Below are 13,469 nucleotides of genomic sequence, written 5' to 3'. Positions count from 1 at the left end.
GCGAAAGATACTTAGTCAGTTGCTGTAAGGTACTGGCTAATGATTAGGGGTAAAGACATGGCCCTGTCGCTCCTCGCGGTGGGAACGGCTGCCGTGGCCGGCTACGTCCTGCACTCGGAGCAGTCAGCGGCCCACACAGCACGCTCGAAGGCGAACCTCGGCGCGCGCGTCATCGACTCGGAGGCGGTCCCGGACGACGCCGTCGTCGTCGACGCGTCCGCACAACGACTCGGCGAAATCCCCGGCGCGCGACGCGCGCTCGACCGAGCCATCCGCAACGGTGCACGCGACGAGTGGGAGCACATCACCCTCGAGCGCGACGGCGCGTGGTCGGTCGTCGACCGTATCCGCCAGACGCTACCCTACTACGACGCCGACGGCGACGAGTACAACGGCGTCTACGTCCGGTACAACGACCGAATCGTCGTGCTCGACGCGATCGGCTGGGCCCACCTCGAGGAACCGATCGCGTAGCTGACTCGCCGTGTTTCGACTGCGATACCGCTTCTTCTCGGAACCATCGTGATGTCGGCGACGAGCGGAGTCGCCCCGGAACCGCAACCACTACCACAGCGGCCGGCCGACGCCTACCCATGCAACTGGGCCTGATCGGACTCGGACGGATGGGACAGATCGTCGTCGAGCGGACCCTCGCGGCGGGCCACGACATCGTCGCCTTCGACTTAGACGAGGAGGCGGTCGCAACGGCAGCCGACGCCGGCGCTGAGCCCGCTGGCTCGATCGACGACCTCGTCGACCGACTGGGATCGGACAAGCGTATCTGGCTGATGGTCCCCGCCGGCGAGGCCGTCGATATCACGCTCGAGGAACTCGAACCCCACCTCGACGGCGACGACGTCGTCGTCGACGGCGGCAACTCCTACTTCGAGGACTCGGTGCGCCGCGCCGAGTCCTGTCCTGCGGCCTATCTGGACTGCGGCACATCCGGGGGACCTGCGGGCGCGGAACTGGGCTTTTCCCTGATGGTCGGCGGTCCCCAGTGGGCCTACGACGAACTCGAGCCCGTCTTTGACGCCGTCGCGACCGGTCCCGACGGCCACGAGCGGATGGGGCCCGCCGGCTCGGGCCACTACGTCAAGATGATCCACAACGGCGTCGAGTACGCCCTGATGCAGACCTACGGCGAAGGATTCGAACTCCTCCACGAAGGGCGGTACGACCTCGACCTCGAGAACGTAGCCTCGGTCTGGAACAACGGCGCGGTGATCCGCTCGTGGCTGCTCGAGCTCTGCGAGGAGGCGTTCCGCGAGGAGGGCAACGATCTGGGCACCGTCGCCGACCGCATCGAAGGCGGCTCGACGGGGACGTGGACCGTCCAAGAGGCCCTCGAGCAGGAAGTGCCGCTGCCGTTGATCTACACCGCGCTGTCCGAACGGTTCGGCTCCCGGGCCGACGACGGCCGGTTCTCGCGGCGACTCGCGAACCGGCTCCGGTACGGCTTCGGCCGCCACGAGGTCCCGCGCCGCGAGTAGCGACCGGCCAGCGCGATATCGGAACACGTATATTCGACTTCGGAATACTCGGTGGCAGTCATCGGAACTCGACCGCCTATTCGGGCGTGTTGAATCGTTCTTTTCTCCGCCCAAAGCGGGTCGAAATATTGGAGCACATTCTTTACTCCCGCTCCCTCAGCAGGAGTTATGAATTCGCTCGAATCGTCCGTTTCCGTCACAGCAACCGACCAGCTCAGCATGGCCGTCATCGATCTCGTCGCACAGGCCGAAAACACGGATCCCGTCGAAATGGACCCGCTGTACGACGCGATCGATCCCGACCTTCTCGATTCGCTTCCCGATTCGACCGGCTTTATCTCGCTCGAGTTCTCCTATCAGGGGTATACCGTCGCCGTCGCAGACACAGAGGACGGGGTCGACGTGAGCCTCGAGGGGGCAGAGATCACCGCCGACGGCCTGCGGAACGATCTCGTCGATACCGAGTCATCGACGTAAGGAGTCGCAGTCGGCCCGCTGGGTTGACGCGAACAAGGGTGGAATCGTCGGAATCCGTGGAACGCGAACAGCGTTCGGATACGGATATTCTCGTGGAGACGTGCGGCCGTTGCTCGGTTCGGACACGATCGACCGACAACTCGGATCGCTATCGACAGACACACACCACCGTTGCAAGTGAAGCCGCGGAACGGGGGCTGGGGTAGATGCGGTCGCCCGCTACCCGAATCAGTCATGAGTTTCATTCCAACAGATAGCGCCGAAATCAGTCAACCGGTTGTCCGTTTCGGCAAAACATATCAGCGCTTTAGATGAAATCGCGGACTGTTCTCTAGACGACTCGTACTAGACTAGTCTTCACGTGAAAGAGTGGTGTGTCTGAGTTCACTTGCATCAGATGAAAGAGTGGCTTTAAATAGTACATCTCTCTTGATACGGACATGCCTCGGTTCGAGCGGAAGCAAAACATCTTCCGGAACAAGGACGCACTGGGGGAGTCGTACCAACCCGAACGGATCGAAGAGCGAGACGAAGAAATCGAGGCCTACATGGACGCGCTCCAGCCCATCATCGACGGCTGGGAGCCGAACAACGTCTTTCTCTACGGGAACACGGGCGTCGGCAAGACCGCCGTTACTGACTACCTCCTCGACGTGCTCCAAGAAGACGTCACGGAGTACGACGACGTCGACCTCTCGGTGCTCGGGGTCAACTGCAAGACGCTCAACTCGTCGTATCAGGTCGCAGTCGAACTGGTCAACACGCTCCGCCCCGCCGGCGCCGAGATCAGCACGACCGGCTACCCCCAACAGACCGTCTTCAAGAAGCTCTACAGCGAACTCGAGGCATTGGGCGGAACCGTCGTCATCGTCCTCGACGAGATCGACTCGATCGGCGACCGCGACGAGTTGCTATACGAACTCCCGCGGGCCCGCTCGAACGGCTACCTCGAGTCGACGAAAGTCGGCCTCATCGGCATCAGCAATGACTTCAAGTTCCGCGAGCAGCTCGATCCCCGCGTCCAGGACACGCTCTGTGAGCGCGAGCTGCAGTTTCCACCCTACGAGGCCTCCGAACTGACCAACATCCTCGAGTCTCGAGCCGAGGTCGCGATCACCGAGAACGGCTGTGACGGCGGCGTTTTGAACCTCTGTGCGGCTCTCGCCGCTCGCGACAGCGGGAGCGCCCGGCAAGCACTCGACTTGCTCCGACTCGCGGGCGAAGTCGCGGAGAACAACGACGATGAGGTGATTCAGGAACACCACGTCGAGCAAGCACGATCCAAACTCGAGCAAGAGCGGGTCGAGGAGGGGATGCGAGAGCTGACGACCCACGGGCGACTCGCCCTGCTGGCGGTCGTCTCGAAGGCCGCCAAGGAGTCGACGCCCTGCCGAACCCGAGAACTCTATCAGGAGTACGAAGCGCTCTGTGAGTCCTCGGGGACCGATTCCCTCGCCCAGCGGTCGGTTCACAACCACCTCTCCGATCTCCGGATGCTCGGCATCCTCTCGGCGAAGGAAAACCGGAGCGGCTCTCGGGGCAACTACTACAGCTACGAACTCGACGTCCCCTTCTCGAGTGCCGTCGACGCGATGGCCGACGTGCTCTACCTCGACGAGGAAATCGAGACGATTCGGGAAATCGCGCGGATGAACGGTGTCGTCTGAGTCCGCCCCACACCACCGTTACAAGTGAACGCCTGGTAACACGATCCCGGACCCGACTACTTCGTCGCGACCCCCCGTCACCGTTTCACTTGTATCGATGGGGTGAGTGAGTGGGAATATCCGCCGTACACCGCTACTCCGGCCGGTTTCGCTCCGAGAGTTCCCGGTCGGCCCACTGTCTGTAATCGACCGTAGCGGTAGTGGTGGTTGTTCACATGAAAGAGTGGTGTCCCCGGTATCGGCGCGAATCGAGACTCGAGGGCTGTCCCGGCTTCACGTGCAATCGTGGTGTGTCTCGGTCCGGTTCACTTGTAAGGCCGGTGTGTCCCGAGCGACGTGATGCTTTCCACAGGCCTCGACCCACGCCGCTCCCGCCGCTCGTTTTATACCCGTGTCCGCACAACGACAGCAGTATTAACTGTCACGATGGGAGAGGGCAAACACACTATCGCGGTCCGGTTCTTCGGCGGCGCGGGGAACTACACGGCCGTCCTCGAGCGGCTCTGCAACTACATCGTCACCGAAAACCCGACCGAAACGGCGGTCCTCGAGTGGATCCAATCGAACACGCGAGCGACGAGCGAGGACGGCATTCGGCGTCGCCTGACCTTTCTCGAGGCGATCGGGCTGCTCGAACTGGACGGCAACGTTCGACTCACTCAGCGCGGACTCGAGTGGTTGACCGAAACGGATCCGGACATTCTCTACGAACTCCTCTCGAGCACCGTCCGCGGGTTCGATACGATGCTCGAGGCGCTTCTCGAGGGGCCGAAAACGGACGGCGAACTCGGTGACGCGGTGTCGTCCGCCCATCCAGCAGTCGGCTGGAACGATACCGCTGGACCCGCCCAACACAGGGGCTGGCTGCAGAGTCTCGGCTACGTCGAGCGCGCCGACGGCGCGAGCTCGCTCACGGACAGCGGTCGAACACTGGCGAAGCGACGAGTCTCCGCCCGTCCACACCTCGAGCGCGGAACGTGCTACGCCCAGACCGACCTCGAGGAGGCGTTCGACACGAGCTTCGGCTCGTACATCAAGGGGATCAGTCCGCGAACGGACGAGGAGGGCGAGTTGGCGTACATCATCGTGAAAGCCCGCGAAGACGGGCCGTACGGCGACGAGATCGACGGGGATCGGTTCACCTACATCGGAGAGGGCGTCCCGGAGAAAGGTGACCAGCAACTGACCGGTGCCAACGGCGCGCTCCTCGAGCAAGCCGATCGATCGACCGTCCCCGTCTACTTCTTCTACCAACCGGCGGACAGCGACGACCTCCGATACGAGGGGCTGGTCGACGTGACCGACGCGGAGTACGTCTCGCGGGACGGACGCATGGTCTATCAGTTCACGATGGACCGACTCGAGGTCGAGCCGGCGCAGTTCGAAACGCTCGCGGAATCAGTGTCTGACGGAATCAAAGCCGACGAGACCGAAGGGCCGGCCCTGACCGACGACGGAGACGAGTTCACCGCGGTCCAGCGGCGGGTTCGCTCGAGCGCGTTCCCGAAGACGGTCAAATCCGCCTACGACTCGCGGTGTGCGATCTGCGGGAAATCACGCGAATCGCCGGACGGAACCGTCGACATCGAGGCCGCCCACATCTATCCGAAGCGGGAGAACGGCCGCGACAACGTTCGGAACGGCCTCGCGCTCTGTCGGCTCCACCACTGGGCGTTCGACGCCGGCTGGCTCGCGGTGTCCGACGACTACCGGATTCTGGTCGCCGACCGCCCCGACCTCGAGGGCTACGAGGAGTTCGCAACGCTCGAGGGCGACCCGCTGACGCTACCCAACGACGAGGACCGCCGCCCGCACGCGAAATTCCTCGCTGCGCATCGAGAACGGAACGGGTTCGAATCGACGTAAGTCTGACCTATCCAATAGCGGTCAGGTATTCACGGTACGAACAGTGGTAACGACCTTTACGTGAATAACGCATATAACACTCGAGATAGTACTCTCACACATGTCGATCGACCGAGAAACCTTCGAACACTCGAGCGAGGAGGAACTCGCGGAGCTATCCAGCACGGAGCAGGTACTCGGGTTTCTGGCCGCGAACGATGATCGGGCGTTCAAGGCGACCGAGATCGCAGCGCAGACGGAACTCGAGGCCGGGACGGTCAGCACGTCACTGACTCGACTGAAAAAGCGTGATCTGGTCGAGCACAAGGGAACGTACTGGGCGATCACGAGCGACGAGCACCGCCTCGAGCAACACGACGGATACCGCCGTGCGACGAGGCTCTTCAACGAGCAACTCGGCGTCGAAGCGAAAGACGACTGGGAAGCACAGGCGCCCGAAGAGCCACATCCCAGCCTCACAGAGGATTCCAGTGAGTAACGACGAAGCCCCAATCTACGAACCTGGGGACATCGTCTACGGCGTCGATCCTACAAAGGGGACGACGCAGCGCGGCCGTGGCTCGTTCTTTCGAACCACGAGGGACGACCCTTTCACGGCGAGCAGTACATTACGCTCTCGCTTACGACCAAAACGTGGCTGGACGGACTGCTCGAGATTCCCGACGATGCGTGGATTCGCGGCGGGACTCCCGACACTAGTTGCATCGTTCCGTGGGGTGTCCAATCGATCGCACGCGACGATATCGACTACTGGCAAGGTCGCATCGAACGGTCGCTTGTCACGGACGCGACTGGATCGCTCATAGACTACGTCGACCAATAGTTCTCATCGACTCGAATCCCGTTAAAGCCGACTTTCCGCGGCTGTCGAGTACACTGAGCGGCCGAAATACGAGTCCTCAAACGGGTTCGCGAAGCGCCCAGACATCCGCGAGCGGCTCGAGCCGATGCGGCTCCGCACCGCGTTCGGTAAGTATCCCGCTGTGGTACAGCATCGCCTTCAACTGGAAGACCGTCGGCGAGTGGTAGACGGAGCCGTCCTCGAGCGCCGCCCGGCGGAGGTCGCCGTCTTCGGTCAGGACACGACTGCGGACACCGTCGGTTCCGCGGATGAATAACTCGACGGTAAAGGACGGATGCAACTCATGGAGATACTCGACGAGGTCGACCAGCGACGGCTCCGTGATCCCGTCTTCGTGCATACACTGGAGTTCCCCGACGAGCAACTCCGTTGCCCGGTAGTCGAAGACGACCCGCCGAGCCAACTGCCCCCACGCCGGCGCGAGATCGACGAATCGCTTGCGCGACCGATACCAGTTCTCGAACTCCTCGAGAGCCGCCTCGACGCTCCCGTAGCGTCCCGTCGCGAACCGAACGACTTCCTCGCCGAGCGAGGTCAGTTCGACGCCCGTACCGCGCTCCTCGCTCCCGACACCCTCGACACCAACCTCCTCCTCGATCAGTCCGAGGAATGCAGCGCCTTGTCGAGCGCTATCGACGGCACTGACGACCTTGTACTCCGACAGCAGCGTCTCGGTATCCCCGACCGCGTGATGGGCCAGCGGATAGCCGAGGTAGTTCTTCGGGTGATTCAGTCCGAAGGACTTGTCGGCGACGCCCTGCGCGCTGGCCTGAAACCGGATCGCCGTCGCCTCGGTCGTCGTCCGATTGCCGACGACGCGGGGCACCTCGAGGGGGTCTACGGTCCCCGCGGCATCGACGCCGAGCACGCCGACGTTCAACTCCCGGGCGAGCGTCCGGTCGGTCTCGGAGATCGACGCCGTCGGTGCGGCCAGATACGCCGCGTTCGCCTCGTGAAGCCGGTCGTAGGCCTGGACGATTCCGCGTTGGGTATCGACGCCACCGCTCGTCTCGCCTTTCGCCTCGACGGCGATCAACGGCGGATCGTCCCCGAGTCGCTCGACGGCGAGGAGATCGGACTCGAGGGTTCGAACGCCGACGAGGTCGGGGTAGCCGCCACCGATCCGGACGTGGTTGAACGGGGCCAAGCGATCCCGTACGGCCGCGTCGACTGGCCGCCCGGGGAGCCACTCCGCCTGCACGAACTGGGTGTCGGCAACCGCGTAGGCGGTCGGCTCGTCCTCGTCGGGAAAGAGCCGCCGCTTCGCGTGGGCCAGCACCCGCGGTTCCGAGAGCGGCCGGGCCGCGCTACTCATGGCTCAGGATTGGCCACCAGTTTCAATAATGTTCTGGCGATGGATTGGCCAACCGAATCACTCCTCGTCGACGGCGAACGCTCCCGACTCGAGGCCGCGAAGGGTGTCAGCGAAGACGGCTCCCGTTCCGAGCGCGGCGAGGCGATCCGAGGCCAAGCGTTTGTGTCTCGAGCCCCTCGAATCGGCTATGACCGAGGCGACACTCGTCTACGACGACGACTGCGGCTTCTGTACGTGGTGGGCGGAGTACGTCGACGAACGGACGGCCCTCCGCATCGTCGGCTTCAGCGACCTTACTGACGACCTGCGAGAGCGACTGCCGGCGGACTACGAGGACTGTTCGCATCTGGTTGCCCCCGACGGCGTCTACTCCTGTGGGGCCTCGATCGAGGAGGCGTTCGTCCGTACCGATGTCGCCGAGCCAGCACGGGATGTCGTCGAGTTCCTCCGGCAGTTCGAGGACTACGAGCACGTCCGCGAGCGCTCCTACCGGTGGATCGCGGACAACCGCGACCGGTGGGGTAAGTACCTCTCGAAGACGCCGCCGACACGCCGGAACTCCGAGGGGAACTGATCCGTCCCGATCCGAGTCCGGACGCTAAAGTCGCGGCTCGCGAACCCGCACCCTCGAGCGAGAGCGGGTGGCTATGCAGGCGCGGCACGTGCGAGCACGTTCCAGCGTCACGAATTACCGTACCGATACCGCAACACGCCGCCGGCGACCGCCACGACGAGTCCTCCCGCGGCCAGTAGCGCCAGTCCCGGCGCGTACGACCCGGTGAGGTCGTACAGCGTCCCGACCAGCACCGGGCCGAGGAAGCCGCCGATCTCGCCGACGGCGAAGATGAAGCCGACCGCGGTGCCGGTCAGCCGCGCGCCGATCCCCTCGAGTTCCGGCGGGATGGCCCGAATGAGCGGTGAGAGCCCGCCAAACCCGAACCCGGTGACGACGATGCTCCCGAGCAGGAGGAAGCCGAGTTCGCTCGCGATCACGCCCGAGATGCCGAGGCCGGCGATCAGCCCACAGACTAGCAACGCGGTACGGCGAGCGTCCAGTCGGTCGCCCACCGCGGGGACGGTCAGGACGCCGACGACGTTCGCGGCGACGAGCAGACTGGTCATCCGTCCCGCCCGATCCGGCGCGTAGCCCCGGGCCTCGAGCAGCGTCGGGAGCCAGCCCTGCATCCCGTGAGCGATCATGAGGTACATGGTTCCGACGATGACGACGAGTTGCAGTTCTCGATGGGTAAGGACAACTGTCAGGTCCCGGCGGATCGCCGCGAGTGTGAGCGAGGAGTCGGCCGCCCCGACGTCGTTGGCCGCCCGGTTGCGGGCGTCGATCCCCAGTCGGCTTGCGACGACGGTCCACAGCAGGCCGTAGCCGATCGCGACGACGCCGGTCCAGAAGAAGAGAGCACGCCAGCCGCCCAGCAGCGGCCCCAAAATCGGCCGGCCGATGGCGAAGGCGCTCGCGGTCCCCGTCGACGCACCGACGAGATAGATCGAGGACGGAAAGCCGGTGTCAGCGGGCGGAAACAGCACCGAGACGAGCTTTGGCAGGCCGAACGTAATCGCCGTCGCGCCGACGCCGAGCAGCAGGGTCGCCGCGAGCAGGGAGGGGAAGCCGGTTGCGAAGCTCCGGGCGAGCTGTGCGACGCCGTAGAGCAAGACGCCCGCCGCGAGACTCCGTCCCGGACCGATCCGGTCGACGGTCATTCCGGTAAACAGCGCGATCGGGATATAGGTCAGCGGGACCGCGCCCGCGACCACGCCGGCCTGCGTGCTCGAGAGGCCGAGTTCGTCGATGATCACCGGGAGATACGCCGGCAGCGAGAACCAACTGAACATCAGGAAGGTGTAGGCGAGCGTCCCGACGACGACGGCTCCGTACGCGCGGCGGCGACCCATCCGTTCGATCATCTGCCCGTGGATGGGTGACGCCGACCCGTGTAATTTGGCGTAGCGGTACGACTCCCCGGAGTCGGCGCGGAAGCGCTGCGGACTGCAGGAAAAACGGACTCAGTCGTCGACGAGCAACCGCTCCGCGTTTCCGACGATGAGCAGGGTGCCCGCGACGACGGCGACGGTCGTGACGAGCGGGTTCACGACGCCGAGGACGGCGGCGGGAATCGCGATCGCGTTGTAGACGAAGGCGAGTCCGATGTTCTGTCTGAGACGGTCGCGTGCGGCCCTCGCCAGCGCGAACGCCTCCTCGACGGCGGCCAGATCGTCGTCGACGATGGCGATGTCGGCCGCGTCGGCGGCGAGTGCCGTGCCGCTGCCAAGCGAGATACCCAGATCGGCCGCGGCGAGCGCGGGTGCGTCGTTCGTCCCGTCGCCGACCATCGCCACGCGGTCGTCGGCTCGCATCCGCTCGATCGCCGCCGTCTTGCCGTCGGGCGAGACGCCGGCGAAAACGTGATCGACGCCGGGATGGCGATCGAAGACCTCGGCCGCCGTCCCGTCGTCACCGGTCAGGACCACGATGTCGACCCCGTCTTCGTCAAGCGCCGTGAGCGTCTCGTCCCACGCCTCGCGGGGCTCGTCGCCGACGATCACCAGCCCCGCCGCGACCCCGTCGCGACCGACGACGACCGGGAGGTGACCGGCCTCGCGTGCGCGATCGACTCGCTCCACGAGGTCGGGCTCGAGATCCCACCCTCGCTCACCGAAGAGGTCCGGATGTCCGACGAGCACGGAGCGTCCGTCGACTGTTCCCTCGACCCCGGTCGCGTGGGTTTGGAAGTCCCGGACCTCGAGCCCGCTGGCCGTGGCCGAACCGCCATCGGCTCGAGTCGACTCGCCATCGTGGTCGCCGTCGCTCGAACCCCCGTCGCCGCCGAACGCGTCCGCGATGGCTGCGGCGGCGGGGTGGGCCGCGCGACGCTCGAGAGCGGCGGCGGCCGCGAGCAGGTCGTCGGGCGCGTCGGCCTCGCGGACGGTCATCTCGCCGGTCGTAAGCGTACCGGTCTTGTCGAAGACGACGGTGTCGACCGCTCGCAGCCGCTCGAAGACCGTCTCGTCGAAGACGACGATCCCGCGCTCGAGGGCTTCCTGTAAGCTCGCGGCGACGGAGTACGGCGTCGCGAACCCGAGCGCCCACGGGCTCGCAACCATGAGTGTCATGCAGACAGCCAACGCGGCGACGACCTCGCTCGCGCCGGCCAGCAGCGAGCCCGCGCCGACGACGACCGCCGCGGCGAGGACGACGGGGACGAGCACCGCGGCGAACTCGTCGGCCTGTCGCGTGACGCCGTGGTCCGCGCTCTGGACGTTCCAGACGACTCGAGTGAGCCGCTCGATGCTGCTGGTCGTCCGCTCGCCGACGTCGACCACCGCCGCGTCGGTCGTGACGACCGAGCCGCCGACCACGTCGTCTCCCGCGCGTTTCGTGACCGGCAGCGACTCCCCCGTCACGACGGCTTCGTCGACCGCACACTCGCCGTCCGCCAGCCGGCCGTCGACGGGGATGCGTTCGCCCTCGCGGACGAGCAGCCGGTCGCCGGACTCGAGGTCGGCGACGGGGATCTCCGTCGTCGAGCCGTCCGGCGCGTAGAGCCGGGCCGTGTCGACCTGCGAGACGGTGAGGTCGGTCAACCGGTCGGTCGCGCGGCGCTTGACCGTCGCCTCGTAGTAGGTCGCGCCCATCACGATGGCGGCGACGGCGATCGTCAGGTCGAAGTAGAGGTCGTTGCGCCCGAGGCCGGAAACCAGGATGCTGAACGCGTACGCGCCGAGTATCGTGAGGACCGCGAGCAGATCCGTGGTCGGCCGCCGCAGCTTCAGGCTGACATACGCGCCCCGCAAGACCGGGCCGCCGGCCAGATAGACGATCGCGCCCGTCATCACGACGAAAAAGGGCAGGTACAGCGGGCCGGTAAAGCCGGTGAACGCGCCCTCGAAGTGCTCGATCGCCCCCCAGTCGATAAACGAGGTCAGAAACATCGGGTAGAGGACGGCCACGAACGGCAGCAAGAGGAACGAGCCGAAGACGACGCCGACGATGTACCGCATCTCGAGCATGTCGTCGGACCGGCGCTTGCGAAGCCCGGACATCTCCCGGGAGCGCTGCGTGCCGCCGGTCTCCTCGTCGGCGGTCGCCTCGTCACGAAGGTACGCCGTGTAGCCGAGCGTACTCAGCGCGTCCTCGAGCGCGTCCGGCGAGACTTCGTCCGGGTCGTGATCGACACGAACCGTCTCCGTGACGTAGCTCGCCTCGGCCTCGCGAACGCCGTCGCGACCCTCGGCGACGGCCTCGAGGAACGCCTCGCAGGTCGCCGAGTGCATGCCGTCGACCCGGAAGAACGTGCGGTCACTCTCGCCGCCGCTCCGATCACCGCGGTCGCCGTCAGTATCGTCGTCGCCGTCGCTCGTCCCGAATTCGGCGGCGACATCGCGACAGCCCGGCGAACAGAACTCGTCCGCTCCGGACTCGCCGGCGGTCTCCGAGAGCGGCGTCCCGCACAGCCGGCAGCCGCCGCGTCGGTCGCTCGGGCGTCGATTACTCACGTGTGGTACTGCGTGTTCGACGGCAATAACAGTGGCCGAATCCGGCCGACCCATCGATCACGCCAGCCTCGAGTCGCCGGTTCCGTCGTCACGTCGTGTCAAGATCCAGCCGCGAGAACGTCCAGCCCGCGGCTGAACTCGACTCGAGGTCGAGCCCGCCCTCGAGGTCGCGCGCGAGCAGCGTGCGGGCGGTCGGTCGGATCAGCGCCGACAGGGGCAACCGCGTGTCCGGATAGAACCGGAACCGCAGCGGGGCGGGCACCGTCTCGCCGAACGCCTCGACGTAGCTCCGATCCGCACAGCGGTCGAGTGCCGTCACGAGCAAGCGATTGAGCGCCTCTGATTCCGACTCGAGCGTGCGCGGGACCGTCTCGACGATCCGCGCGTGATCTCCCACCCTCGAGACGACGAGAGCCGCGACCGGCTCGCCGTCCCGTCGAGCGACGGAGGCCGTATACGAGTGCTCGGGGTTGGCAAAGCGCCAGCGGTAGAACGCCACCGAGCGGTTCGTGTGGATCGCGTCGGGGATCGAGCGCCGGTAGATCGCCGCGAGCGTGTCGGCCGGCGGCGTCTCGTAGCGCTCGATGTCGAGATCGGCGTCGGAATCGACGAGCAGTTTGTCGCCGGCCCGATGTGAGGTCGCGATCGCCCCCTCGATCGTGTCCGCGACCGCGGTCGCGGCCCCCTGGTCGGCCGACTGGAGTTCGGTACACCCGCCACGCGGCTCGGCATCGCGGGTCTTTCCGAGGGCGGAGACGGGGTTCTGGGGCCGGTAGTAGGCCGGCACCGTCCCGATCTCTTTCCAGCCGTGGGCAAGGTTGCCTGGCTTCGAGTTCTCGTTCGGGAAGTTGAAGAAAAACGACGGCCGGCCGTCGGCGTAGCGCTCGACGGCTCGCTCGTTCATGCGCCCGAACAGCCCGCGCCCGCGGTGGTCCGCGCGGACCATTGTATCGCAGGGCTGGAACGCGGGACGGACGGTGTCGCCGACGCGCATCTCCTGGGCGAAAAACGACCGGAAACCGACGGGCTCGCCGTCGGCGCTCGCGACGAGGATCGGGACGTGATCGACGTACGGGTTCTCGCGGAACTTCCAGCGGAACCAGTCCGCGCCTCTGTCGTGACCGAAGACCGTTTCGTACAGCGACAGGAACGCCTCTCGATCGTCGGGTTCGAACGTGCGGACGGTATATCGCGTCGCCGTTCGTGTTGATGTACTCATGATCGAGGTCGTTCACGCCCGTCTACGGGGAAGTCGGAGACACCCCGCTGTGCGGTCGTGA

At 65.7% G+C, this 13,469-nt stretch carries 11 protein-coding genes and 1 pseudogene; 8 read left to right on the top strand and 4 right to left on the bottom strand.

Going from position 1 to position 13,469, the window contains the following annotated elements; all coding sequences use genetic code 11:
• Nucleotides 1–39 precede the first annotated feature (39 nt).
• The 7 genes and pseudogenes from ACJYUO_RS07170 (at nt 40) to ACJYUO_RS07140 (ending at nt 6,326) form a co-directional block, all read left to right on the top strand.
• Nucleotides 40–474: a hypothetical protein gene (locus ACJYUO_RS07170; protein ID WP_494344704.1), complete on the top strand. Its 435-nt coding sequence runs from the start codon at nt 40–42 to the stop codon at nt 472–474.
• Nucleotides 475–593: 119 nt separating this feature from the next.
• Nucleotides 594–1,493, top strand: coding sequence for a phosphogluconate dehydrogenase (NAD(+)-dependent, decarboxylating) (gene gnd / locus ACJYUO_RS07165; RefSeq protein WP_494344703.1), 900 nt, complete (start codon nt 594–596; stop codon nt 1,491–1,493).
• Between the two features lie 168 nt (nt 1,494–1,661).
• Nucleotides 1,662–1,970, top strand: a complete 309-nt coding sequence (locus ACJYUO_RS07160; RefSeq protein WP_494344702.1) for a HalOD1 output domain-containing protein — start codon at nt 1,662–1,664, stop codon at nt 1,968–1,970.
• 440 nt (nt 1,971–2,410) lie between these two features.
• Nucleotides 2,411–3,637, top strand: coding sequence for an orc1/cdc6 family replication initiation protein (locus ACJYUO_RS07155; RefSeq protein ID WP_494344701.1), 1,227 nt, complete (start codon nt 2,411–2,413; stop codon nt 3,635–3,637).
• A 426-nt stretch (nt 3,638–4,063) separates the two neighbouring features.
• The gene (locus tag ACJYUO_RS07150) at nt 4,064–5,503 is read left to right on the top strand and encodes an HNH endonuclease (RefSeq protein ID WP_494344700.1); all 1,440 of its coding nucleotides are present in this window, start codon (nt 4,064–4,066) and stop codon (nt 5,501–5,503) included.
• A 100-nt stretch (nt 5,504–5,603) separates the two neighbouring features.
• Nucleotides 5,604–5,981, top strand: coding sequence for a MarR family transcriptional regulator (locus ACJYUO_RS07145; protein WP_494344699.1), 378 nt, complete (start codon nt 5,604–5,606; stop codon nt 5,979–5,981).
• Nucleotides 5,974–6,326, top strand: a pseudogene (locus ACJYUO_RS07140) (type II toxin-antitoxin system PemK/MazF family toxin). The gene ACJYUO_RS07145 and the pseudogene ACJYUO_RS07140 overlap by 8 nt, the downstream one beginning before the upstream one ends.
• A 76-nt stretch (nt 6,327–6,402) precedes the next feature.
• On the opposite strand, the gene ACJYUO_RS07135 reads toward ACJYUO_RS07140, so the two are convergent.
• The gene (locus ACJYUO_RS07135) at nt 6,403–7,680 is read right to left on the bottom strand and encodes a hypothetical protein (protein WP_494344698.1); all 1,278 of its coding nucleotides are present in this window, start codon (nt 7,678–7,680) and stop codon (nt 6,403–6,405) included.
• A gap of 187 nt (nt 7,681–7,867) precedes the next feature.
• Between ACJYUO_RS07135 and ACJYUO_RS07130 the strand changes: the two genes are divergently transcribed.
• Nucleotides 7,868–8,254 carry a DCC1-like thiol-disulfide oxidoreductase family protein gene (locus ACJYUO_RS07130; protein WP_494344697.1) on the top strand — a complete coding sequence of 129 codons (387 nt, stop codon included), beginning with the start codon at nt 7,868–7,870 and terminating at the stop codon, nt 8,252–8,254.
• A gap of 107 nt (nt 8,255–8,361) precedes the next feature.
• On the opposite strand, the gene ACJYUO_RS07125 is transcribed toward ACJYUO_RS07130, so the two are convergent.
• From ACJYUO_RS07125 to ACJYUO_RS07115, 3 genes are all read right to left on the bottom strand, one after another.
• A complete protein-coding gene (locus ACJYUO_RS07125) occupies nt 8,362–9,600 on the bottom strand; it encodes an MFS transporter (RefSeq protein ID WP_494344696.1) in 1,239 nt (412 codons plus the stop codon).
• Nucleotides 9,601–9,699: 99 nt separating this feature from the next.
• On the bottom strand, nt 9,700–12,189 hold the full coding sequence (locus ACJYUO_RS07120) for a heavy metal translocating P-type ATPase (protein WP_494344695.1): 2,490 nt from the start codon (nt 12,187–12,189) through the stop codon (nt 9,700–9,702).
• An 88-nt stretch (nt 12,190–12,277) separates the two neighbouring features.
• Entirely contained in the window at nt 12,278–13,408 is a 1,131-nt protein-coding gene (locus ACJYUO_RS07115; RefSeq protein WP_494344694.1) for a GNAT family N-acetyltransferase, read from the bottom strand.
• Between the last annotated feature and the right edge of the window lie 61 nt (nt 13,409–13,469).

The organism is Natrinema sp. CRL1 (genome assembly GCF_059162405.1).
This window is presented reverse-complemented; position numbering and strand designations above follow the sequence as displayed.

Excerpts from the sequence above, each read along its gene's own strand:
- ACJYUO_RS07170 (WP_494344704.1), top strand. The coding sequence starts at position 40 with ATGATTAGGGGTAAAGACATGGCCCTGTCGCTCCTCGCGGTGGGAACG.
- gnd (WP_494344703.1), top strand. The coding sequence starts at position 594 with ATGCAACTGGGCCTGATCGGACTCGGACGGATGGGACAGATCGTCGTC.
- ACJYUO_RS07160 (WP_494344702.1), top strand. The coding sequence starts at position 1,662 with ATGAATTCGCTCGAATCGTCCGTTTCCGTCACAGCAACCGACCAGCTC.
- ACJYUO_RS07155 (WP_494344701.1), top strand. The coding sequence starts at position 2,411 with ATGCCTCGGTTCGAGCGGAAGCAAAACATCTTCCGGAACAAGGACGCA.
- ACJYUO_RS07150 (WP_494344700.1), top strand. The coding sequence starts at position 4,064 with ATGGGAGAGGGCAAACACACTATCGCGGTCCGGTTCTTCGGCGGCGCG.
- ACJYUO_RS07145 (WP_494344699.1), top strand. The coding sequence starts at position 5,604 with ATGTCGATCGACCGAGAAACCTTCGAACACTCGAGCGAGGAGGAACTC.
- ACJYUO_RS07135 (WP_494344698.1), bottom strand. The coding sequence starts at position 7,680 with ATGAGTAGCGCGGCCCGGCCGCTCTCGGAACCGCGGGTGCTGGCCCAC.
- ACJYUO_RS07130 (WP_494344697.1), top strand. The coding sequence starts at position 7,868 with ATGACCGAGGCGACACTCGTCTACGACGACGACTGCGGCTTCTGTACG.
- ACJYUO_RS07125 (WP_494344696.1), bottom strand. The coding sequence starts at position 9,600 with ATGATCGAACGGATGGGTCGCCGCCGCGCGTACGGAGCCGTCGTCGTC.
- ACJYUO_RS07115 (WP_494344694.1), bottom strand. The coding sequence starts at position 13,408 with ATGAGTACATCAACACGAACGGCGACGCGATATACCGTCCGCACGTTC.